Annotated in this window: 16 protein-coding genes and 1 pseudogene; 16 read left to right on the plus strand and 1 reads right to left on the minus strand. The window is 39.8% G+C overall.

The window, feature by feature from the left end:
• Window position 1: 1 nt before the first annotated feature.
• From BIV20_RS00590 to nrdG, 15 genes are all read left to right on the plus strand, one after another.
• Complete coding sequence (locus BIV20_RS00590; RefSeq protein WP_075721625.1) at window positions 2–1,165, plus strand: DUF4179 domain-containing protein; 1,164 nt, start codon at window positions 2–4, stop codon at window positions 1,163–1,165.
• A 32-nt stretch (window positions 1,166–1,197) separates the two neighbouring features.
• A complete protein-coding gene (locus BIV20_RS00595; protein ID WP_242939865.1) occupies window positions 1,198–1,449 on the plus strand; it encodes a S26 family signal peptidase in 252 nt (83 codons plus the stop codon).
• Between the two features lie 274 nt (window positions 1,450–1,723).
• Complete coding sequence (rpoB, locus tag BIV20_RS00600) at window positions 1,724–5,578, plus strand: DNA-directed RNA polymerase subunit beta (protein ID WP_075721624.1); 3,855 nt, start codon at window positions 1,724–1,726, stop codon at window positions 5,576–5,578.
• A 21-nt stretch (window positions 5,579–5,599) separates the two neighbouring features.
• A complete protein-coding gene (gene rpoC / locus BIV20_RS00605) occupies window positions 5,600–9,247 on the plus strand; it encodes a DNA-directed RNA polymerase subunit beta' (protein WP_075721623.1) in 3,648 nt (1,215 codons plus the stop codon).
• A gap of 296 nt (window positions 9,248–9,543) precedes the next feature.
• Complete coding sequence (gene rpsL, locus BIV20_RS00610) at window positions 9,544–9,966, plus strand: 30S ribosomal protein S12 (protein ID WP_075721622.1); 423 nt, start codon at window positions 9,544–9,546, stop codon at window positions 9,964–9,966.
• A gap of 193 nt (window positions 9,967–10,159) precedes the next feature.
• Complete coding sequence (gene rpsG, locus BIV20_RS00615; protein ID WP_207649256.1) at window positions 10,160–10,630, plus strand: 30S ribosomal protein S7; 471 nt, start codon at window positions 10,160–10,162, stop codon at window positions 10,628–10,630.
• Window positions 10,631–10,676: 46 nt separating this feature from the next.
• Window positions 10,677–12,794 carry an elongation factor G gene (fusA, locus tag BIV20_RS00620; RefSeq protein ID WP_075721620.1) on the plus strand — a complete coding sequence of 706 codons (2,118 nt, stop codon included), beginning with the start codon at window positions 10,677–10,679 and terminating at the stop codon, window positions 12,792–12,794.
• 157 nt (window positions 12,795–12,951) lie between these two features.
• On the plus strand, window positions 12,952–14,139 hold the full coding sequence (gene tuf, locus BIV20_RS00625; RefSeq protein WP_075721619.1) for an elongation factor Tu: 1,188 nt from the start codon (window positions 12,952–12,954) through the stop codon (window positions 14,137–14,139).
• Between the two features lie 157 nt (window positions 14,140–14,296).
• Window positions 14,297–14,551 (plus strand): DUF6465 family protein, encoded by a 255-nt coding sequence (locus BIV20_RS00630; RefSeq protein WP_075721618.1) that lies wholly within the window; start codon window positions 14,297–14,299, stop codon window positions 14,549–14,551.
• 41 nt (window positions 14,552–14,592) lie between these two features.
• Window positions 14,593–15,369: a ParA family protein gene (locus BIV20_RS00635; RefSeq protein ID WP_075721617.1), complete on the plus strand. Its 777-nt coding sequence runs from the start codon at window positions 14,593–14,595 to the stop codon at window positions 15,367–15,369.
• Between the two features lie 145 nt (window positions 15,370–15,514).
• Complete coding sequence (gene fabF / locus BIV20_RS00640; protein WP_330554371.1) at window positions 15,515–16,741, plus strand: beta-ketoacyl-ACP synthase II; 1,227 nt, start codon at window positions 15,515–15,517, stop codon at window positions 16,739–16,741.
• A gap of 226 nt (window positions 16,742–16,967) precedes the next feature.
• Window positions 16,968–18,230 (plus strand): extracellular solute-binding protein, encoded by a 1,263-nt coding sequence (locus BIV20_RS00645; RefSeq protein WP_075721615.1) that lies wholly within the window; start codon window positions 16,968–16,970, stop codon window positions 18,228–18,230.
• 20 nt (window positions 18,231–18,250) lie between these two features.
• The gene (locus BIV20_RS00650; protein ID WP_075721614.1) at window positions 18,251–19,984 is read left to right on the plus strand and encodes a methyl-accepting chemotaxis protein; all 1,734 of its coding nucleotides are present in this window, start codon (window positions 18,251–18,253) and stop codon (window positions 19,982–19,984) included.
• Between the two features lie 218 nt (window positions 19,985–20,202).
• Window positions 20,203–22,365 (plus strand): anaerobic ribonucleoside-triphosphate reductase, encoded by a 2,163-nt coding sequence (nrdD, locus tag BIV20_RS00655; protein ID WP_075721613.1) that lies wholly within the window; start codon window positions 20,203–20,205, stop codon window positions 22,363–22,365.
• A gap of 11 nt (window positions 22,366–22,376) precedes the next feature.
• Window positions 22,377–22,910: an anaerobic ribonucleoside-triphosphate reductase activating protein gene (nrdG, locus tag BIV20_RS00660; protein WP_075721612.1), complete on the plus strand. Its 534-nt coding sequence runs from the start codon at window positions 22,377–22,379 to the stop codon at window positions 22,908–22,910.
• On the opposite strand, the gene BIV20_RS00665 is transcribed toward nrdG, so the two are convergent.
• Window positions 22,879–23,604, minus strand: coding sequence for a helix-turn-helix domain-containing protein (locus BIV20_RS00665; protein WP_075721611.1), 726 nt, complete (start codon window positions 23,602–23,604; stop codon window positions 22,879–22,881). The genes nrdG and BIV20_RS00665 overlap by 32 nt on opposite strands.
• Window positions 23,605–23,757: 153 nt before the next feature.
• Here BIV20_RS00665 and BIV20_RS00670 point away from each other — a divergent pair.
• Window positions 23,758–24,470: pseudogene (locus BIV20_RS00670) on the plus strand (PLP-dependent cysteine synthase family protein); the annotation flags it as partial.
• Window positions 24,471–24,509 lie beyond the last annotated feature (39 nt).

Below are 24,509 nucleotides of genomic sequence, written 5' to 3' on the forward strand. Positions count from 1 at the left end.
AATGGAAAAAAGTATTTATGATTTACTCAATGAGGTAAAAATGGATGAAAGAGAGTATGAAGAAAATGAGTTATCCTATCAAGAGAAAGACAGGAAAAAACAGGAAATCTTGAAGGAGGTAAGAAAAATGGAAAAAGAAAGAAATAAGACTACAAGAAAAAAGGTAAAAATAATGGGAGCGGTAGCTGCATTTGCAGTGGTAATTGGAACAGCGGGGGTTGCCAACCCTTCTTTGGCTAAAGAACTTTTTAGCAACACATTTGGAAAATTAATAGAAAATAGCAAAGGAACAAAGAATGAAGAAGAGGACACGGCACTGTACACAACGATTGGAAAAGGTGCAGTGGATGTGAAAGAAGAAGTGGAAAAAAGTGATAATGGTGAGGCATACATTACCACAGCAGAAAATAATGGTGTTAGTATTTCTGTATCAGATGTTTATTGTGATGGATATGTTTTGTATTATACCGCAACTTTGAAAACAGATGATGCCGGATTAAATCAGGCAGACTGGGTTCATACAACAAAGAAATCAGAAGCAGAATATATGGTTGTCAATGGTGTAAATGTAGGACCGGGAACGGGGACTTCTTTTGAAAAAATGTCAGATGGTACATTTGTAAAAACAGGTCAGATTGATTTGATGAATCTGACGTCAGAAGATGGACAGTTGGTGATTTTTGATAGTATAGATTCCTTTGATGTAGATTATGTTCTGAAAGACCTTGCTGGTTCTGATGCAGATGCGTGGGATGAACAGGGAGAATATTTAGAGACAGGAGAAGTAGAAGGTGAATGGAAACTAAAGTTTCCTGTAACAGTCGATCGGTCTCAAAATGAAATAGTCAGCATTGATAAAGAAGAAAATGGAATCAAGCTGACCAATGCAGTAAAAACAAAAGCGGGGCTTGTTTTGGAAGTGGAAACACCGGATTTTAGGAAGGAACCGTACAATGATTCTTATAATGATCCTGATATTGCAATAAAGGACAGTCAGGGAAAAAGTTTGCAGTGGCTGAGTGGAAGCGCTAAGGAAAATCAGGATGGTACAGCAATCTATAGAATTATGGTTCTCTATGACGGGCAGACAGATTTAACTTTGGAAGTGACAAATAAAAATGTTGATGGAAATGAAATTGCATCTATAGATTTTCAGATACAGTAACATATATCGAAAAAATATAAAAGACTATTGCATTGAGATTTGGTAATATACCGCTTAATGTAGTAGTCTTTATTGCTACGAATACTTTAATTGCTAACGCGGTGGTGCCAACTGGGTATATGGAAAATACAATTATGACGGGGAGCCGCATTATTATTAATCGTTTGGCATATCTTACAGAAAATCCTGAACGTGGAGATGTGATTTCTTTTTGGTTCCCTGACAATGAGGAGGAGAATTATTTAAATAAGGAGGAGCGGAATTTGAATACTATCCGGAATTGAAATGGCTGTCGCGTTAAATGTGGCAGTCATTTTTTTAACATTTTTAAAAATTTTCAAAAAATTCTTGACGTTTTATATAGGCTTGTGCTATCATATAGGGTGCACTATTGTGGTGACGTAGGCTCATTTCCTTTAAGAATATAGGAAAATCAAGCCTTCCGCGCATTTTGAAAGATGTGCGAGGATGAGTACAACATCTAGTTGTTTCTCATTCCATCTTAACTGCATATTGCTATTAGTTAGATATAAATATAAAACGAGAGGTGAAACGTCAATGGAGAAAAACAGAATACGTCCGATTAAAGCAGGAAAAAGCGTTCGTATGAGTTACTCGCGACAAAAAGAAGTATTGGAAATGCCAAACTTAATCGAGGTCCAGAAGGATTCTTACCAATGGTTCCTTGACGAAGGATTAAAAGAAGTGTTTGCCGATATTTCTCCAATCGCAGATTACAGCGGACAGTTGAGTCTGGAGTTCGTTGATTTTACATTGTGTGAGGACGATGTAAAGTATTCAATTGCGGAGTGTAAGGAAAGAGATGCAACTTATGCCGCTCCTTTGAAAGTAAAGGTAAGATTTTACAACAAAGAAGCTGTTGAAGAAGTGAAAGATTACGAAATCTTCATGGGCGATTTACCACTTATGACAGAGACAGGAACATTCGTAATCAACGGTGCAGAACGTGTTATCGTTAGCCAGTTGGTTCGTTCTCCTGGTATCTATTATGGGATTGCACACGATAAAGTGGGTAAGACCCTTTATTCTTGTACCGTAATTCCAAACCGTGGTGCATGGTTGGAATATGAGACTGATTCCAATGACGTATTTTATGTGCGTGTTGACCGAACTAGAAAGGTGCCGGTTACTGTTTTGATTCGTGCATTAGGTATTGGAACCAATCAGGAAATTATAGATTTATTTGGTGAAGAACCAAAGATTATTGCAAGCTTTGGAAAAGATACAGCAACTAACTACCAGGAAGGTCTGCTGGAGTTATATAAGAAAATCCGTCCGGGTGAACCTCTCACTGTGGAAAGTGCGGAAAGTCTTATTAATGCGATGTTCTTCGACCCAAGACGTTATGATTTGGCGAAGGTAGGTCGTTATAAATTCAATAAGAAGCTGGCGCTGAAGAATCGTATCAGCGGACAGGTTCTTGCAGAGGATGTAGTAGATGCGTCTACAGGAGAAATTCTTGCAGAAAAAGGAACTACAGTTACAAGAGAAATGGCAGAAGCTATTCAGAATGCAGCTGTTCCGTTTGTATGGATTCAGGGTGAAGAGCGTAATATCAAAGTATTGTCTAATATGATGGTAGATATTACAAACTATGTTGATATTGACCAGGAAGAGGCAAGAAAACTTGGTATTACAGAATTAGTATATTACCCTGTTTTGGAAAAAATATTAGAAGAAAATGAAAGTTTGGATGAAATTAAAGAAGCTCTGCAGAGAAATGCTTCTGATTTGATTCCAAAGCATATTACAAAGGAAGACATTCTGGCATCTATCAACTACAACATGCATCTGGAATATGGTCTGGGACATGATGATGATATCGACCACTTAGGAAACAGACGTATTCGTGCAGTTGGTGAATTGTTACAGAACCAGTATCGTATCGGTTTGTCAAGAATGGAAAGAGTAGTTCGTGAGAGAATGACTACACAGGATTTACAGGGAATTTCTCCACAGAGCTTAATTAATATCAAACCGGTAACGGCAGCAGTAAAAGAGTTCTTCGGATCTTCCCAGCTGTCTCAGTTTATGGATCAGAACAACCCATTGGGTGAATTGACACATAAGAGACGTCTTTCTGCATTGGGACCAGGTGGTTTGTCCAGAGACCGTGCCGGATTTGAGGTTCGTGACGTTCACTATTCTCATTACGGAAGAATGTGCCCGATTGAGACTCCTGAAGGTCCTAACATCGGTTTGATTAACTCTCTTGCAACTTATGCAAGAATTAATGAGTATGGTTTTATTGAAGCGCCATACCGTAAGATAGATAAGACTGACCCTAAGAATCCAAGGGTTACAGATGAAGTTGTTTACATGACTGCAGATGAAGAAGATAACTATCATGTAGCACAGGCAAATGAGGCACTGGATGCAGAAGGACATTTTGTTCGTAATTCCGTATCCGGTCGTTATAGAGAAGAAACACAGGAATACGAAAAAGGAATGTTCGATTACATGGACGTATCTCCTAAGATGGTGTTCTCTGTAGCTACAGCATTGATTCCTTTCTTGGAAAATGACGATGCAAACCGTGCGCTGATGGGATCTAACATGCAGCGTCAGGCAGTACCGCTTTTGACAACAGAAGCACCTGTAGTAGGAACCGGTATGGAAACTAAGACTGCAGTTGACTCAGGAGTATGTGTTGTAGCAAAACATGCAGGTATTGTAGAACGATCCATATCTAATGAGATTACAATTAAGACAGATGATGGTAATCGTGATGTATACAAATTAACCAAGTTCTCCAGAAGTAACCAGTCTAACTGTTACAACCAAAGACCAATTGTGTTCAAAGGTGAGCGCGTAGAAGCAGGTCAGGTTATCGCAGACGGTCCTTCTACAGCAAACGGAGAATTGGCATTAGGAAAGAACCCATTAATCGGATTTATGACTTGGGAAGGTTATAACTACGAGGATGCTGTTCTTTTAAGTGAAAGATTGGTACAGGAAGATGTTTACACTTCCGTACACATTGAAGAATATGAAGCAGAAGCACGTGATACCAAGTTGGGACCGGAAGAAATTACAAGAGATGTTCCGGGTGTCGGTGATGATGCATTAAAAGACTTAGATGAAAGAGGTATCATCCGTATCGGTGCAGAGGTGCGTGCAGGTGATATTCTGGTTGGTAAAGTTACTCCAAAGGGAGAGACAGAACTGACAGCAGAAGAGAGATTGTTACGTGCTATTTTCGGTGAAAAGGCAAGAGAAGTAAGAGATACTTCCTTAAAGGTACCTCATGGTGAATACGGTATTGTTGTAGATGCTAAAGTATTTACCAGAGAAAATGGTGACGAATTATCTCCTGGAGTAAATCAGGCAGTTCGTATTTACATTGCTCAGAAGAGAAAGATTTCTGTTGGTGACAAGATGGCTGGTCGTCATGGTAACAAGGGTGTTGTTTCCCGCGTATTACCGGTTGAAGATATGCCGTTCCTGCCAAACGGACGTCCATTGGATATTGTATTGAACCCATTGGGTGTGCCTTCTCGTATGAACATCGGACAGGTGTTGGAAATCCACCTAAGTCTTGCAGCTAAGGCATTAGGATTCAATATTGCAACTCCGGTATTCGATGGAGCAAACGAAGTTGATATTATGGATACCCTGGATTTGGCAAATGATTATGTTAACATGTCCTGGGAAGATTTTGAAGCAAAGCATGGGGAAGAACTTCTTCCAGAGGTTCTGGAATACTTATCTGAAAATAGAGACCACAGAGAATTGTGGAAGGGCGTTCCGATTTCCCGTGATGGTAAGGTAAGATTACGTGATGGTAGAACCGGAGAGTACTTCGATAGCCCGGTAACCATCGGACACATGCATTATCTGAAGTTACATCACTTGGTAGATGATAAGATTCATGCACGTTCTACTGGTCCTTACTCCTTAGTAACACAGCAGCCGTTAGGTGGTAAGGCACAGTTCGGTGGACAGCGTTTCGGAGAAATGGAAGTTTGGGCACTGGAAGCATACGGTGCATCTTATACCTTACAGGAAATCTTAACTGTGAAGTCCGATGATGTTATCGGTCGTGTTAAGACTTACGAAGCAATTATTAAAGGTGATAATATTCCTGAACCGGGAATTCCTGAATCCTTTAAGGTACTTTTAAAAGAACTTCAGTCTTTAGGTCTGGATGTAAAAGTCCTTGACGAGAACAGAGAAGAAGTAGAACTTATGGAAACCAGTGAATACGGTAATACCGATTTGAATTCCGTTATTGCGGGAGACCGCAACTTTGCATTTGAGGAAGACGAATCCTTTGGTGAGATGGGCTTCCAGAAGCAGGAATTTAATGAAGACGAAGAACTGGTAGACGTAGAAGAAGATGTAGAAGAGGACGATTTCGGCGATTTTGATGATGTTCTTGACGAAGAATAAAAAGGGAAAGGAGTGTCATACATGCCAGAGACAATGAACAAAGAAAAATACCAGCCAATTACATTTGATGCAATCAAGATTGGTCTGGCATCACCTGAAAAAATTAGAGAGTGGTCCAGAGGCGAGGTAAAGAAGCCAGAGACCATTAACTATAGAACTTTAAAACCAGAAAAAGACGGATTATTCTGTGAAAAGATTTTCGGACCAAGCAAGGACTGGGAATGCCACTGTGGTAAGTATAAGAAGATTCGTTATAAAGGTGTTGTCTGCGACCGCTGTGGTGTAGAAATTACCAAAGCAAGTGTGCGTAGAGAACGTATGGGACACATCGAGCTTGCAGCTCCTGTTTCCCATATCTGGTACTTCAAGGGAATTCCAAGTAGAATGGGATTAATCCTTGATCTTTCTCCAAGAACATTGGAGAAAGTGCTGTATTTTGCATCCTATATTGTATTGGATAAAGGAACTTCCGGATTACAGTACAAACAGGTATTGTCTGAAGCGGAGTATCAGGAGGCAAGAGAAAAGTTTGGTAGCGATTTCCGTGTTGGAATGGGTGCTGAAGCAATCAAAGAGTTGTTACAGGCAATTGACTTGGAAAAAGATGCAGCTGAATTAAAGGCTGGATTAAAGGATGCTACCGGACAGAAACGTGCCAGAATTATTAAGCGTTTGGAAGTAGTAGAAGCATTCCGTGGCTCAGGAAATAAGCCGGAATGGATGATTATGGATGTTATTCCGGTCATTCCTCCAGACTTACGTCCTATGGTACAGTTAGATGGTGGACGTTTTGCAACTTCCGACTTAAATGACCTGTATCGTAGAATTATCAATAGAAATAACCGTCTGAGAAGACTTTTGGAATTAGGTGCACCTGACATTATCGTTCGTAATGAAAAGAGAATGTTACAGGAAGCAGTAGATGCATTGATTGACAACGGTAGAAGAGGACGTCCTGTAACCGGACCTGGTAACAGAGCACTGAAGTCTTTATCTGATATGTTAAAAGGTAAGTCCGGACGTTTCCGTCAGAACTTACTTGGAAAACGTGTTGACTACTCCGGACGTTCCGTTATTGTCGTTGGACCGGAACTTAAGATTTATCAGTGTGGTCTTCCAAAAGAAATGGCAATCGAATTATTCAAGCCATTCGTTATGAAAGAGCTGGTTGCAAATGGAACTGCTCACAATATTAAGAGTGCAAAGAAAATGGTAGAAAGACTTCAGCCGGAAGTATGGGATGTTCTGGAAGAAGTAATTAAAGAGCATCCGGTTATGTTAAACCGTGCCCCCACACTTCACAGACTTGGTATTCAGGCATTTGAACCAATTCTGGTAGAAGGTAAGGCAATTAAGCTTCATCCATTGGTTTGTACCGCGTTCAACGCTGACTTCGATGGTGACCAGATGGCTGTCCATCTTCCATTATCTGTAGAAGCACAGGCAGAATGCCGCTTCTTACTGTTATCACCAAACAACCTGTTAAAGCCATCTGATGGTGGTCCTGTTGCCGTTCCTTCACAGGATATGGTACTTGGTATTTACTATCTGACTCAGGAAAGACCAGGTGCGTTAGGTGAAGGTAAGTTCTTCAAGAGTGTAAACGAAGCAATTTTGGCATATGAAAATGAATCTTTGACTTTACATTCCAGAATTACAGTTCGTATGACAAAGACAATGCCGGACGGTGAAGTAGTAACCGGAATGGTAGAATCCACTTTGGGAAGATTTATCTTTAACGAGATTTTGCCACAGGATTTAGGATTCGTAGATAGAAGTAAGGAAGAAAACAAGCTGAAACTGGAAGTAGACTTCCATGTTGGAAAGAAAGGCTTGAAGCAGATTCTTGAAAAAGTTATTAATATTCATGGTGCAACTAAGACTGCTGAGGTTTTGGATGATATTAAGTCCATGGGATACAAATATTCTACCAGAGCAGCTATGACAGTTTCTATTTCTGATATGACTGTACCGGAAAAGAAACCAGAACTGATTCAGAAGGCACAGGATACGGTAGACAGAATCACAAAGAACTACAAACGTGGTCTGATTACAGAAGAAGAAAGATATAAAGAAGTAGTCGAAACATGGAAAGAGACTGACGATATTCTGACAAAAGAACTGTTGGATGGTCTGGATAAGTACAACAACATCTTCATGATGGCTGATTCCGGAGCCCGTGGTTCCGATAAACAGATTAAGCAGCTTGCCGGAATGCGCGGTTTGATGGCTGATACAACAGGTCGTACCATTGAGTTGCCAATTAAGTCTAACTTCCGTGAAGGTCTGGACGTATTGGAATACTTCATGTCTGCGCATGGTGCTCGTAAGGGACTTTCCGATACCGCTCTTCGTACCGCTGACTCTGGTTACTTGACCAGACGTCTGGTAGACGTTTCACAGGAATTGATTATTCGTGATATTGATTGTTGTGAAGGAAAAGAAGCTCCAGGAATGTATGTAAAGGCATTCATGGATGGAAAAGAAGAAATCGAAAGTCTGGAAGAACGTATTACAGGTCGTTTCGCATGTGAAAATATCTGTGATGCAGAAGGAAATGTGTTAGTAAAGGCAAACCACATGATTACACCAAAGCGTGCAGCACTTGTAATGAGCAAAGGTGTAGACGAAAAGGGAGAGCCATTAACAAAAGTAAAGATTCGTACCGTTCTTACCTGCCGTTCACACAACGGAATTTGTGCGAAGTGCTACGGTGCTAACATGGCAACGGGCCAGGCAGTACAGGTTGGTGAATCTGTAGGTATTATTGCAGCACAGTCTATCGGTGAACCTGGTACACAGTTGACCATGCGTACTTTCCATACCGGTGGTGTTGCCGGAAACGATATTACACAGGGTCTTCCTCGTGTCGAAGAATTGTTTGAGGCGCGTAAGCCAAAGGGTCTTGCAATTATTACAGAATTTGCAGGTATTGCAACCATTAAGGACACCAAGAAGAAACGTGAAGTTATTGTAACCAATAGCGAAACAGGAGAGACAAAGGCTTACCTGATTCCATATGGTTCCAGAATTAAAGTAATGGATGGAGCAGAATTGGAGGCTGGTGATGAACTGACCGAAGGTAGTGTAAATCCACATGACATCTTAAAGATTAAAGGTGTTCGCGCCGTTCAGGATTACATGATTCAGGAAGTACAGCGTGTATATCGTCTGCAAGGTGTAGAAATCAACGATAAGCATATCGAAGTAATTGTACGTCAGATGTTGAAGAAGATTCGCATCGAGAACAACGGAGATTCTGATTTCTTACCAGGAACTTTAGTGGATATTCTAGATTACGAAGATATGAATGAAAAGTTGATTGAAGAAGGCAAAGAGCCTGCAGAAGGAAAACAGGTAATGCTTGGTATTACCAAAGCTTCTCTGGCAACAAACTCCTTCCTGTCAGCAGCATCCTTCCAGGAAACAACCAAGGTATTAACCGAGGCTGCGATCAAAGGAAAAGTTGACCCATTGATTGGTCTGAAAGAAAATGTAATTATCGGTAAACTGATTCCTGCCGGAACCGGTATGAAGCGTTACCGTGACATTAAGCTTTCTACAGATATGAATAATCTGGATGAAATTTACTTCGATGAAGATATGATGGATTTCAGCTATCAGCCGGAAGAGGAAGAAACTCAGGAAGCTGATGTTGTAGAAGAGTAAGAATAAATAAAACGACCTGCACATCTATTGTGGTGTGTAGGTCGTTTTGCATATCCTAGGAAATACCTTGTTTCATTAAAGCGAAAGTATATGAATTTCCTAGGATATAAAAAACGCCCCGCTAATTTCTTCGGATAAAAAGAAAAATACAGGAAAAATTTGTAAGTAAAACATGTATATATCCAGTAAATACGGGAAAATTACGAAAAAACGCTTGACATGGGACTTTTCTCCTTATATAATTATTTAGCGTGCATACGAATGCATGTTGATAATTTTTACAGGAGGTGAAAAGAATGCCAACATTTAACCAGTTAGTAAGAAAAGGAAGACAGACATCTGTTAAGAAGTCTACAGCACCGGCTTTACAGAAAGGATATAACTCCTTAAAGAAACGCCCAACTGATACTTCTGCACCACAGAAGAGAGGTGTTTGTACTGCAGTTAAAACTGCAACTCCTAAAAAGCCTAACTCTGCTCTTCGTAAAATCGCCAGAGTACGTCTTTCTAACGGAATCGAAGTAACAAGCTATATCCCAGGTGAAGGACATAACTTACAGGAACATAGCGTTGTTCTGATTCGAGGCGGAAGAGTAAAGGACTTACCAGGTACCAGATACCACATCATCCGTGGTACATTGGATACAGCAGGTGTTGCAAATAGACGCCAGGCTCGTTCCAAATATGGTGCTAAGAAACCAAAAGATGCTAAGAAATAAATTTTAGCGAACCAATAGTATCACAAACAGAAGCTACTATAGGTTAGTGTTGGAAAGCGCGAAAGCGAACATTCTTTTTGAATAGATAAATTTCCGCACGAACACACGTAGAGAGACACATGTGAGTACCGTTGAATTAATCGAAAAGAAACAAGCTGAATAACAGCGTAACATGATTAAGGAGGGAAGCGACGTGCCACGTAAAGGACATACTCAGAAAAGAGACGTTTTAGCAGATCCAATGTACAATAACAAAGTGGTTACCAAACTTATCAATAACATTATGTTAGATGGTAAGAAAGGCGTAGCTCAGAAGATTGTATATGGAGCATTTGACAGAGTTGCAGAAAAGACCGAAAAACCAGCTCTCGAAGTATTCGAAGAGGCTATGAATAACGTAATGCCAGTATTAGAGGTAAAGGCAAGACGTATCGGTGGAGCAACATATCAGGTACCAATCGAGGTAAGAGCTGACAGACGTCAGGCTTTAGCTCTTCGTTGGTTAACAATGTTCTCCCGTAAGAGAGGCGAGAAGACCATGGAAGAAAGATTGGCAAATGAGATTATGGATGCAGCTAACAATACAGGCGCATCTGTAAAGAAAAAAGAAGATATGCACAAAATGGCAGAAGCAAACAAGGCATTTGCACATTATCGTTTCTAATAGAAACAGTGTTATCTTTGTTTGAGAAAATTAGGAGGAAAAAACCTTGGCTGGAAGAGAATATCCATTAGAGAGAACCAGAAACATTGGTATTATGGCTCATATTGATGCTGGTAAGACAACAACAACAGAGCGTATTCTTTATTATACCGGTGTTAATTATAAGATTGGTGATACTCACGAAGGTACTGCTACCATGGACTGGATGGAGCAGGAGCAGGAAAGAGGTATTACCATTACTTCAGCCGCTACAACATGTCACTGGACATTGCAGGAAAACTGCAAGGCTAAGCCAGGTGCATTAGAGCATCGTATCAATATCATTGATACTCCGGGACACGTTGACTTTACAGTTGAAGTTGAGCGTTCACTTCGTGTACTTGACGGCGCCGTTGGTGTCTTCTGTGCAAAGGGTGGAGTAGAACCTCAGTCTGAAAATGTATGGCGTCAGGCGGATACCTACAACGTACCTAGAATGGCTTTTATCAATAAGATGGACATTTTAGGAGCTGATTTCTACGGTGCAGTAGAACAGATTAAAACACGTTTAGGTAAAAATGCAATCGTTCTTCAGTTACCAATAGGTAAGGAAGATGATTTCAAGGGAATTATCGATTTATTTGAAATGAAGGCTTACATCTACAATGATGATAAGGGAGACGACATTTCTATCGTAGATATTCCTGATGATATGAAGGATGATGCAGAACTGTATCATACCGAATTAGTAGAAAAAGTATGCGAATTAGACGATGATCTGATGATGGAATACTTAGAAGGTGAAGAACCATCTGTAGAAGCTATGAAAGCAGCTTTGAGAAAAGGAACTTGCGAATGTGCAGCTGTTCCGGTTTGTTGTGGTTCTGCTTACCGTAACAAGGGTGTTCAGAAGTTATTGGATGCTATCGTAGAGTATATGCCATCTCCATTAGACATTCCTGCTATTAAGGGTGTTGATTTGGACGGAAATGAAATCGAAAAGCATTCTTCTGATGAAGAACCTTTCGCAGCATTGGCATTTAAGATTATGACAGACCCATTCGTTGGTAAACTGGCATTTATCCGTGTATACTCCGGTACAATGAACTCTGGTTCCTATGTACTGAACGCAACTAAGAATAAGAAAGAACGTGTAGGACGTATTCTTCAGATGCATGCAAATAAGAGAGAAGAACTTGAAAAAGTTTACTCTGGAGATATTGCAGCAGCTGTTGGATTTAAGTTTACAACAACAGGTGATACCATCTGTGATGAACAGCATCCTGTAATCTTAGAGTCCATGGAATTCCCAGAACCGGTTATCGAGTTGGCTATTGAGCCTAAAACTAAGGCTGGACAGGGTAAGATGGGTGAAGCTCTTGCAAAACTTGCAGAAGAAGATCCTACTTTCCGTGCACATACTAATGCAGAAACAGGTCAGACTATTATCGCAGGTATGGGTGAGTTACATCTGGAAATCATCGTTGACCGTCTGCTTCGTGAATTCAAGGTAGAAGCTAACGTTGGTGCTCCACAGGTTGCTTACAAAGAAACATTTACAAAACCTGTAGACCAAGAATACAAATATGCAAAACAGTCTGGTGGACGTGGACAGTACGGACACTGTAAAGTTAAATTTGAGCCAATGGATGCCAACGGAGAAGAATTATTCAAGTTCGAATCTACTGTTGTTGGTGGTGCTATTCCAAAGGAATACATTCCAGCAGTTGGTGAAGGTATCGAAGAGGCTACAAAGGCTGGTATTCTTGCAGGATTCCCTGTAGTTGGTGTACACGCTACTGTATATGATGGTTCTTACCATGAAGTCGACTCTTCTGAAATGGCATTCCATATTGCCGGATCTATGGCATTCAAGGAAGCTATGAAGAAAGCAAGCCCGGTATTGTTAGAGCCTATCATGAAGGTAGAAGTAACTATGCCGGAAGAATACATGGGTGATGTTATCGGTGATATCAACTCCCGTCGTGGACGTATTGAAGGAATGGATGACCTCGGTGGAGGTAAGATTGTACGTGCATTCGTACCACTTGCTGAAATGTTCGGATATTCTACAGATTTGCGTTCCAGAACACAGGGACGTGGTAACTACTCTATGTTCTTTGAAAAATATGAGCCAGTACCAAAGTCTGTTCAGGAAAAAGTTATTTCTGCAAAAGCAGAGTAATATTGCGAGAAAATACTTGAAAAACCTTTGATTATTTAATATAATCAGAGATAGCCGAGTAACTTTTAAGGCAATCACTTGTATGCAAAGGCTACGAGTGATTGCAATTATAAAAAGACAGCCCAAAGGGGCATAAAATTAAGGAGGACGTTATAAAATGGCTAAAGCTAAATTTGAAAGAAACAAACCACATTGTAATATCGGAACCATTGGTCACGTAGACCATGGTAAAACAACCTTAACAGCAGCTATCACAAAAGTACTTGCTGAAAGAGTTGCAGGAAACGAAGCTACAGATTTCGAGAACATCGATAAAGCTCCAGAAGAAAGAGAAAGAGGTATTACTATCTCTACAGCTCACGTTGAGTACGAAACAGAAAACAGACACTACGCACACGTTGACTGCCCAGGCCATGCTGACTATGTAAAGAACATGATCACTGGTGCTGCACAGATGGACGGAGCTATCTTAGTAGTAGCTGCTACTGACGGTGTTATGGCTCAGACAAAAGAGCATATCTTATTATCCCGTCAGGTAGGTGTACCTTACATCGTTGTATTCCTGAACAAATGTGATATGGTAGATGACGAAGAATTAATCGAATTAGTAGAAATGGAAGTAACTGAAATTCTTGAAGAGTATGAATTTACAGATTGCCCAATCATCAAAGGTTCTGCTTTAAAAGCTCTTGAAGATCCTAACGGAGAATGGGGCGACAAGATTATGGAATTAATGGCAGCTGTTGATGAGCACATTCCAGATCCACAGCGTGCAACAGATCAGCCATTCTTAATGCCTATCGAAGATATCTTCACAATTACAGGACGTGGAACTGTTGCTACTGGTAGAGTAGAACGTGGTGTTCTTCATGTAAACGAAGAAGTTGAAATCGTTGGTATCAAAGAAGAAGTTAAGAAGACTGTTGTAACTGGTATCGAAATGTTCCGTAAGCTGTTAGACGAAGCTCAGGCTGGTGATAACATTGGTGCATTACTTCGTGGTATTCAGAGAACTGAAATCGAAAGAGGACAGGTTCTTTCAAAACCAGGTACTGTAACATGCCATAAGAAATTTACAGCTCAGGTTTACGTTTTAACAAAAGATGAAGGTGGACGTCATACTCCTTTCTTCAACAACTACAGACCTCAGTTCTACTTCAGAACAACTGACGTAACTGGTGTTATCGAATTACCAGAAGGTACAGAAATGTGCATGCCTGGAGATAACGTAGAAATGAAAATCGAACTGATTCACCCAATCGCTATGGAGCAGGGTCTTACATTCGCTATTCGTGAAGGTGGACGTACTGTTGGATCAGGACGTGTTGCTACAATCATCGAGTAATTAAAGATTAGCATAAATTAGGGTTTCCAGTAATGGAGGCCCTTTTTAGTACTATTTTGGTACATTGGTAAAAAAAAGTATGTTGTGATATAATATTGCTCGGGTAACTTCATGGTTCTAAGCAGTTATGAGTAAGTTTTGTAAGGAGGATATAAATATGGCACGTAAATGTAGCGTGGAACGGGCGCAAAATAAAGCGGGAGGTTTTGCAAAAGCAAAGAAACGAATTACGATTCAGTATCAGGGAAGAGAACGTTTAGAAGAGAATCTATTACATCTAATCAAGAAAGCGATTCTAGAGCAAGGAGTAAAAGACGAGGATATCATGGAAGTAGATGTTTATGTGAAACCGGAAGAACAGGCCGTGTTTTATGTGGTTAATAAAGAAATCAGTGGACAGATTGGATTTTAATTAAGTAATTTTTGTGTGCGAAGGAGAAGGAGAGAAGAAACATGGCGATAACATTTGTTGTAGCAAATCAAAAAGGTGGTATTGGAAAGACAACAACAGCGACAACGTTAGCAGGAATATTAAGTAAGAAAAAGAAGACTTTGCTGATAGATGCAGATCCGCAGGGAAATTGTACAAGTACATATGAAGCACTTATTGAAGATCAGGCAACTTTGTATGATGTAATGGTGGATTCGGATAAGTTACCTTTAGAGGAGGCTATTCAGCATATGCCAAATGGAGATATTGTGGCATCAGACCCATTACTCAGTAAAGCAGAGAAGATGTTGGATGGCGATGTGGAAGGTCTATATCGATTAAAGGATGCAGTGGATGAACTAGAAGGATATGATTATATTGTGATTGATACGGCGCCGTCTTTGAATGTTATTTTATACAACTGTCTTATTGCAGCGGATCAGGTTATAATTCCCGTTACAGCGGATGCATATGCAATGCAGGGATTACAACAGTTAAGTGATACGATACGTGCTGTACAGAGAAGACAGAACCCAGGATTATCAATTGCAGGTTTATTGTTGGTGAGGTTTGCGGGCAGATCCAATCTGGAAAAAACGGTGCGGAATGAGTTGCAACAATTAGCAGATACTATGGATACAAAGCTATTTCAGAACGCAATTCGTGAATGTGTGAAGACGAAGGAAGCACAAAGTAAGAAACAGTTATTGATTGATTACGCGCCAAAATGTACGACCATGCAAGATTATCAGGCTTTTGTAAAGGAACTGCTAAAAGGAGTAAATGAATCAAACAAATGATAATTATAGAATATTAATTTTGCCGAGCTCTTCTAATTGTTGGAAGAGCTTCCTTTGCTTTAATGGAAAACTTGTTGGCAAAATAGTAATATGTTATCATTAAAAAGTGGAAAAAACAAGGAATGGAGAAGGTAAAATGAAGTGAGTGGTAGTAACAGGGATGGGATTAATTACTCCTATAGGAAATGATATAAAGACATTTTGGGAAAATGTTCATAAAGGAAAGGTAGGAATCGGACCAATCCGTAATTTTGATACCTCAAACTATAAGGCAAAACTTTCAGCAGAGGTATGTGACTTTGAACCTACAGAGTATATGTCTCCAAAGGATGCAAAACGAATGGATCGTTTCAGTCAGTTTGCAGTAGCAGCAGCCAAGCAGGCCGTGCAGGATTCAGGACTAGAGCTGGAACAGGAAGATTCCTATCGTATGGGAGTTTGTGTTGGTTCTGGTGTTGGGAGTCTTATGGGAATTGAACGTGAATATGATAAATTGTTGGCAAAGGGACCTGGAAGAATTCATCCCCTGTCAGCACCTATGGTTTTGGGAAATATGGCTGCGGCCAATATTGCCATGCAGTTTGGTTTCCATGGAAAATGTATCGACGTGGTGACCGCCTGTGCGACAGGAACAAATTCCGTTGGCGAGGCATTTCGTTCTATACAGCATGGAGAAGCGGATGTCATTCTGGCGGGTGGCGTAGATAGTTCAGTTAGTCGATTTGGCGTTGCAACATTTCAGGCTTTAACAGCGCTTTCTACTTCCGAAGATCCGTTGCAGGCATCTATTCCATTTGATAAAAAGAGAGATGGATTTGTAACAGGCGAAGGTGCGGGAGTTTTGGTGTTGGAGGAACTAGAGCATGCAAAAGCACGGCACGCCAGAATTTATGGAGAAATTGGCGGATATGGAGCTACCTGTGATGCCAGTCATCTGACAGCACCTTTAGAAAATGGAGAAGGAGCAGCAAGAGCGATGACAATGGCAATAGAAGATGCCGGTCTGACACCAAAAGATGTTGATTATATTAATGCGCATGGAACCAGCACGCCAATGAATGATAAATATGAAACAATAGCAATTAAGCGGGTATTTGGAGAGGAAGCCTATCGTGTGAAGATTAATTCTACCAAATCCATGATTGGTCATTTATTTGGAGCGGGTGGAGCAGTGGAATTGATTACATGTATTCTTTCGATTGACGAAGGGTATGTTCATCAAACGGTAGGACTGGTAGATGACGACCCGGATTGTGATTTAGATTATACCAAAGACCAAGGTGTTTATATGCCAGTTAATGTAGCAATTAGTAATTCTTTAGGTTTTGGTGGACATAATGCCACAGTTCTGGTAAAAAAATATAGTGAATAGCATAGAAAGTCATTTGGTGAAAAAAGGACGTAAGCAACGTTTGTGTTTTTCACTGAGTGGCTTTTTTTGTTGGATGAATTCTTGAAATGGTAAAAAATACCAAAAAAAATAAAAAAAAGTAAAAAAAATACAATAAAATGATGAAAAATATGCCGAATAATGGTATAATTAGACCATATCAAATAAACAGGGAAGAAAAATAAGAACAAGGAAAGGAAGTTGCGGTATGAGAAGGAAGATAACAACACTTATTGTAGGGGTTTTGGCTGTCAGCATGGTACTTGGTGGTTGCGGTAAAACTCAGAAAGAAGAAAAAGACAATAGTAGTGACAAGAAGACAGAAGAAAAAAGCGGTACAGTAACTTTGAAAGTTTGGGGGGCAACGGATGATCAGGAAATATTAGCTGAGATGGTAGAGAGTTTTAAACAAAAATATGCAGGAGAAGCAGAATTTGATATTACCATCGAAGCGATAGAAGAAGGTGATTGTCAAGGAACATTGTTGGCAGATGTTCAGAATGGAGCAGATGTATTTGCTTTTGCGGACAATCAATTGATGGCACTAGTGGCAGGAGGTGCATTGGTACCGGTGGATAATGTGGATGATGTGAAGAGCGCCAATATGGAAGAGGCCGTTGAGGCAGCAACAGTAAATGATGTTTTATATGCTTATCCTATGACGGCAGATAACGGATATTTTATGTATTATGATAAAAGTGTGTTTTCGGAAGCAGATGTAACTACATTGGACCAAATGCTCAGTGTTGCGGCAGCTGCAAATAAGAAGGTAACAGTTGACCTAGGAGATGGATACTATTTATATACCTTCTTTGGAAACACGGGTTTGAACTTTGGAATGAATGATGATGGTGTGACCATGTTCTGCGACTGGAATACAACAGAAGGTCCGATTAAAGGAGTGGATATTGCTCAGGCAATTCAAGCAGTTGTAGCAAATCCGGGCTTTCAGAATGGTGGAGACACAGCTTTGGTAGAAGGCGCTCAGAATGGAACGGTTGCAGCAGGAATTAGCGGTGTGTGGAATGCTGAAAAGTTAAAGGCAGTCTGGGGAGATAATTATGCAGCGGTGAAGTTACCAACATATACCTGTGCGGGTCAACAGATACAGATGGCATCTTTTTGTGGATATAAGATGGTAGGTGTTAATGCTTATTCCAAGAACAAGGAGTGGGGATTGAAACTTGCAGATTGGTTAACAAATGAAGAAAATCAGAAACTTCGATTTGAAAAAAGAGGGTTAGGACCATCGAACACCGCGGTAGCTGGTTCTTCTGAGGTACAAAGTAATCCTGCAATTATGGCAGTTCAGGCTCAACTAGAGTATGCAACCCTTCAACGTGTAGGTGGTAAGTATTGGGCACCGATGCAAGAATTTGGAAATACACTTGCGGCAGGAAAAAATGATGTGGTTGTGCAGGAACTTATGGATAATCTGGTTAAAGCGATTACCGCTTCTGCAGCAAACTAATAGGTAGGAGGATGAAGAGAATGAAAGGGAAAAAGCGAGCCACGATTAAACGGTATATTATGTTGCCGGTGATTTTATTGGGAGTAGTATCCATTATTTCAAATGCCTTGGCATTAGTAAATGTCCGAAAAGTAAATGGGAATGCATCTGAGATAGTAGATAATTATATGGCAGCCATTTCAGAGTTGGAATCAATTCAAAGACAGGCAAAGGTACTTCATATTGAGGCATTGTCTCATATTATCGCGATAGATGCGAATACGATGATTGGGATTGTAGATGGTATACGTGAAGGAGAGACAAAACTGGATGAATGTCTGGATGCGTACGAGAAGTATGTTGGTGATGCAGATAAAAAGGCCTATGAAGAACTTGTATCAAATTTTGGTAATATGAAATACGCGATGGCAAACTTAATGGCGTATAGTGCAAATGGAGATAATGATGCAGCATATGCTTGCGCAAATAAGGACTTGGCATCCAGTGTGATGAATATGCAGAGTAATATTGAGGTGTTAGAAAAAAGTGCAAATAAGGGAGTTGAAGATGCCCGTAAGCAGCTTTCTGCGGTATATGCTACAGCGCTCATTAGTAGTGGAATCACCATTAGTATTAGTGTTTTATCTATTTTAGGTGCGTTATATAGTGTGAATAAACGAGTAATTCGTCCAATTTCTTCAACGGAAAAAGAAATCACTCATATTATTTCAGACATTGATAGAAGAGAAGGAGACTTGACCAAGCGAGTTACGATTTATTCAAATGATGAGATAGCAGCTTTGGGTAACGGAATTAATGTATTTATGGAGAAACTTCAGAACATTTTCCGCATGATTACAAACAATTCACAGAAGATGGATGCTGTAGTAAATGAAGTTATGGATAGCGTAAAGACTTCTAATAACAGTGTATCTGACTTGTCGGCGTTGACAGAGGAATTAGCGGCAACAATGGAAGAGGTTGCAGAGAATGCATCTGTAATCAATGCAAATGCCAGTGAAGTGCGTGACGAAGTAAATGAAATGGCAGACAAGACAAGTGAGATTAATAGGTATTCTATAGAAATGAAAGAGCATGCAGAAAACATGGAAAATACAGCACGCACCAATATGGAGACTACAAGTATTAAGGTAAATGAGATTTTGAGTGTTTTGAGTCAGGCGATTGAGGATAGTAATAGTGTTAATCAGGTCAACAGTTTGACAGATGACATTCTTAATATTGCAAGCCAGACGAATCTGTTGGCGTTGAATGCATCTATTGAGGCTGCTAGAGCCGGAGAAGCAGGAAAAGGCTTTGCGGTAGTTGCAGGAGAGATTAGCCAGTTGGCAGATGCAAGTAGGGAAGCTGCGAATAATATTCAAAAAATCAATGGTGTTGTAACGGCTGCGGTACATAATCTGGCCAACAATGCAAATGATTTAGTATCCTATATGAATGATTCTATTCTGCCAGAGTTTGAGTCATTTGTTGCTGCCGGAAGCGCTTATAAAAATAATGCCACATATATTGAAAGTGTAATGGGAGATTTTGCAGTTAAGACAGATGCTTTGAAATCAGCAGTTGCAGAAATTGCAGGTTCTATCGATAGCATTACAACTGCAATCGATGAAGGTGTAAGTGGTGTTAATGGTGCAGCAGAAAATACGCAGGTATTAGTTGGAGATATGGACAACATTACCGGACATATGGATGAAAATCAGCAAATAGCGGGAGCTCTGAAACAGGAAACAGAAGTATTTGTAAAATTGTAAAAGTAAGATGTGAATAAAAATGCAGTGGTGGAGAAAGAACACCACTGTATTTTTTTAGAAAAAAGGTAGTTGGAGTATAAGAAAATAATATAGAAAATCCTTTCAAATTCGTAAATTTGTATATTGATTTTTGATACGTTTAAGAATATAATATAAAAGCAATATATAGTGTGAAGAAAAAAGATGAACACTATATTTAGTAATTTGGAGGGAATGAAATGAGAATTATCAAGAGAAGCGGAAAAGAAGTGGGCTTTGATGTTACCAAGATTATTGAAGCTATCCGCAAAGCAAATAAAGAAGTATCTGAAAATGAACAGCTGACAGAAAAGCAGATTCTGAATATTACAGAACGTATCACAGATTTCTGTGAAGCGATGGACAGAACATATAATGTAGAAGAGATTCAAGATTTAGTAGAAAACCAATTAATGGAATACAAGGCATTTGAAGTTGCCAGAAAGTATATTACATATCGCTATAAGCGTGCACTGGTGCGTAAGTCGAATTCTACCGATCAGCAGATTTTGAGTTTGATTGAATGTAATAATGAGGAGATTAAGCAAGAGAATTCCAACAAGAATCCAATTGTAAATAGCGTACAGCGAGACTATATGGCAGGAGAGGTCAGCAAAGATATTACAAGACGTTTTCTTTTGCCGGACAATATTGTACGCGCCCATGAGGAAGGAATTATCCATTTCCATGATGCAGATTATTTTGCACAGCATATGCATAACTGTTGTCTGGTGAATCTGGAAGATATGTTGCAGAATGGCACTGTAATCAGTGAGACTATGATAGAGAAGCCAAAGAGCTTTTCTACTGCGTGTAATGTAGCAACACAGGCAATCGCTCAAATTGCCAGCTCACAGTATGGTGGACAGAGCATTACACTTTCTCATTTGGCACCATTTGTAGATGTAAGCCGCCAAAAATTGAGAAGAATTGTAAAGGAAGAGTTTGAGGCAGCAGGTCTTGGATTAAATGAAGAGAAAATAAATGAAATAGCTGAGATGCGCGTAAGGGAAGAGATAAAACGTGGCGTGCAGATGATACAGTATCAGGTCATTACGCTGATGACAACTAATGGCCAAGCACCGTTTGTTACCGTATTTATGTATCTGAACGAGGTGCCGGAGGGACGTACCAGAGATGACCTTGCTATGGTGATTGAGGAAATGCTGATTCAACGCATGCAAGGGGTTAAGAATGAGAAGGGTGTTTATATTACACCTGCATTTCCAAAACTTATTTATGTTCTGGAAGAGGATAATATCAAAGAAGGAAGTAAATACTGGAGATTGACGGAATTAGCAGCAAAATGTACTGCAAAGCGTATGGTACCGGATTATATTTCTGAGAAAATTATGAAAGAAAACAAAGAAGGAAATTGTTATCCGTGTATGGGATGTCGTTCTTTCTTGACCGTATATGAAGATGAAAACGGAAAACCGAAGTTTTATGGAAGATTTAATCAAGGGGTTGTGACTCTGAATCTGGTAGATATTGCATGTTCTTCTGGTGGAAATATGGAAAAGTTCTGGCAGATTTTCAACGAACGTTTGGTACTTTGCCGTGAAGCATTGATGTATCGTCATAATCGTTTAAAAGGAACTCCATCTGACGTAGCACCGATTTTATGGCAGTATGGAGCACTGGGAAGATTGAAAAAGGGCGAGACGATTGATAAGTTGTTGTATGGTGGATATTCAACAATATCTTTGGGATATGCAGGTTTGTGTGAATGTACCAGATATATGACCGGAAAGTCACACACAGATCCGGAAGCAACTCCGTTTGCATTGAAGGTAATGCAAGGCATGAATGATGCTTGTAAAAAGTGGAGAGAAGAGACCAATATAGATTTCAGTTTATATGGAACACCATTGGAATCCACTACTTACAAATTTGCAAAATGTCTGCAACGCAGATTCGGAATCATTGAAGGTGTAACAGATAAGAATTATATTACCAATAGCTATCATGTACATGTAACAGAGGAGATTGATGCATTTAGCAAGTTGACTTTCGAATCACAGTTCCAGAAACTGTCACCGGGTGGAGCAGTAAGTTATGTAGAAGTTCCGAATATGCAAGGAAATATTGATGCGGTACTTTCTGTTATGCAACATATTTATGAAAATATTATGTATGCTGAACTCAACACTAAGAGTGATTACTGTCAGGTGTGTGGGTATGAAGGAGAAATAAAAATTGTTTCAGATGATGACTCGAAGTTGGTATGGGAGTGCCCAAATTGTGGAAATAAGGACCAGGATAAGATGAATGTAGCGCGTAGAACTTGTGGATACATTGGAACGCAGTTCTGGAATCAGGGAAGAACTCAGGAAATTCAGGAACGAGTATTACATCTGTAAAAGAGGACGTTATGAATTATGCAGAAATAAAGAAAACAGACATAGCAAATGGAACAGGGGTACGTGTATCCCTGTTCGTTTCTGGCTGTACCCATCATTGCAAAGGATGTTTTAACGCAGAAACATGGGATTTTAATTATGGAAAAGAATTTACAGAGCAGACAGAAGAGGAATTGATGCAGGCACTAAAACCGAATTTTATTACAGGTTTAACTGTCTTAGGAGGAGAACCCTTTGAACCCGAAAATCAGAGACGACTGGTTCCTTTTTTGAAAAAAGTACGAGAGACCTATCCGCAGAAAACGATATGGTGTTATACGGGATATTTGCTAGATGAGGAATTATGGAAGGAAAGCCGGGCTCGATGCGAAGTTACGGATGAGATGTTGTCTCTTTTGGATGTACTGGTAGATGGAGAATTTGTTTTGGAGAAAAAGGACATATCTCTTCAATTTCGCGGTTCATCCAATCAGCGAATTATAGATGTGCCTAAGACGTTGCAGGAGGGAAAAATTACTGTTTTAACATTTTCCGGTATTGCATAGGGGACATGCCAACTTGCTTTTTAAACTGTTTGGAGAAGTAACTAACATCGTCAATGCCAACTTGAGAGGCAATATCCTGAATGGGCATGTTAGTAGTGTTTAAAAAATTAATAGCAGAACGAATACGTTGGGTACGGATATAGTCTGTCAGAGTTTCACCTACTTCACGTTTGAATTGAGCAGAAAGGTAGGAAGCATTTATATTTAAATTTTTTGCCACATCCTTCAGGGTAATAGGGGTGGAAATATTCATGTTCACAAAGGTAAAAGCATTGCGAATAAGTTCCGAATAAGTAGCACGGGAATAATTTTTTACAAGGGAACAATATTTTTTTATCATTTCAATAGGAAGTTCGTCACATTCTTTTTGGGAGGTGAGACTTTCTATTTTTTTACCAAAACGTGTAGAAATATGGTCAATATAGATAGGGTGAACCTGACTGCGTTCTACCGTTTTGCGACAAAGAGTATTTAAGACAATTAACATATTTTTGCTATTGCGTAGAGTATCGTCTGTTCTTGGTGAAATTTTCTGTGAGGAGGATGCCACAAATGCAGAAAACTCCTGATAAGCAGTCAAGGCGATTTCCTGATTTCCACAGGTAATTGCATCTAAAAATTTATTTTCTAATTCGTAGCGTTTAGAAAGTTCTTTCCTGGCGGAAGATAAATCATGTTTAAGATACTGTTCCATAATAAAAACTCCTAAGATTTTTGAGTATATCAATATTATATCCCAAAATTATACAAAAAGCAAGAGAATATGAAGGCTGGGCTTGAATAAACATAGGAAGAGTAGTAAAATGACAATACAGTTATGTAAACCGTAAAAACAGAGGAGAACAAAATGTCAGGGATAAATAGAAGTGCATTGGAGATTATAGGAAACACACCGTTGGTAGAACTTTGTAATATAGAGAAAAAATATCATTTGCAGGCTCGGATACTGGCGAAACTGGAATTTTTTAATCTGGCAGGAAGTGCGAAAGACAGAATTGCCAAAGAGATGGTAGAGGATGCAGAGCGTAGGGGGATTTTGAAGCAGGGGGCGACTTTGATAGAACCCACATCAGGAAATACAGGAATTGGTTTGGCGGCGGTTGCTGCTGTTAAGGGGTATCGGGCAATATTTGTTATGCCGGAGACTATGAGTGCAGAACGGATTAATATTTTACGTGCATATGGGGCTGAGATTGTACTAACGGAAGGGATAAAAGGAATGGCAGGTTCTATCGAGAAAGCAGAAAGTCTGGCAAGAGAGATTCCAAACAGTTTTATTCCGGCGCAGTTTGATAATCCGGCAAATGCAATAGCACATGAAAAAACAACCGGACCGGAAATTTGGAAAGATACCGAGGGAAAGGTAGACGCTTTTGTTGCGGTTGAACCAGCATCTTCCCATTGTTGTCAAAAGGAGAGAGTGGCCCGCATAAAATACAAGGAATCGGTGCCAATTTTATACCAAAAGTTTTGGATAAAAATGTATATGATAAAGTACTTGCAATTTCGGATGAAGATGCATTAAAATGGGCGAAGGAAGTTGGAAGGACAGAGTGGATCGCTATTACTCCACTGAATTGTTTCAATAGGAAATGAGAC

Origin of the sequence: Roseburia sp. 499 (genome assembly GCF_001940225.2) — a bacterium.
In the GTDB taxonomy this organism is placed as follows: Bacteria; Bacillota; Clostridia; order Lachnospirales; family Lachnospiraceae; genus Petralouisia.

Bases quoted from the DNA above. Each gene is read 5' to 3' on its own strand.
- BIV20_RS00630 (WP_075721618.1), top strand. From the start codon at position 14,297: ATGGCACGTAAATGTAGCGTGGAACGGGCGCAAAATAAAGCGGGAGGT.
- tuf (WP_075721619.1), top strand. From the start codon at position 12,952: ATGGCTAAAGCTAAATTTGAAAGAAACAAACCACATTGTAATATCGGA.
- rpoC (WP_075721623.1), top strand. From the start codon at position 5,600: ATGCCAGAGACAATGAACAAAGAAAAATACCAGCCAATTACATTTGAT.
- BIV20_RS00665 (WP_075721611.1), bottom strand. From the start codon at position 23,604: ATGGAACAGTATCTTAAACATGATTTATCTTCCGCCAGGAAAGAACTT.
- nrdG (WP_075721612.1), top strand. From the start codon at position 22,377: ATGAATTATGCAGAAATAAAGAAAACAGACATAGCAAATGGAACAGGG.
- rpsL (WP_075721622.1), top strand. From the start codon at position 9,544: ATGCCAACATTTAACCAGTTAGTAAGAAAAGGAAGACAGACATCTGTT.
- nrdD (WP_075721613.1), top strand. From the start codon at position 20,203: ATGAGAATTATCAAGAGAAGCGGAAAAGAAGTGGGCTTTGATGTTACC.
- rpoB (WP_075721624.1), top strand. From the start codon at position 1,724: ATGGAGAAAAACAGAATACGTCCGATTAAAGCAGGAAAAAGCGTTCGT.
- BIV20_RS00590 (WP_075721625.1), top strand. From the start codon at position 2: ATGGAAAAAAGTATTTATGATTTACTCAATGAGGTAAAAATGGATGAA.
- BIV20_RS00645 (WP_075721615.1), top strand. From the start codon at position 16,968: ATGAGAAGGAAGATAACAACACTTATTGTAGGGGTTTTGGCTGTCAGC.
- BIV20_RS00650 (WP_075721614.1), top strand. From the start codon at position 18,251: ATGAAAGGGAAAAAGCGAGCCACGATTAAACGGTATATTATGTTGCCG.
- BIV20_RS00635 (WP_075721617.1), top strand. From the start codon at position 14,593: ATGGCGATAACATTTGTTGTAGCAAATCAAAAAGGTGGTATTGGAAAG.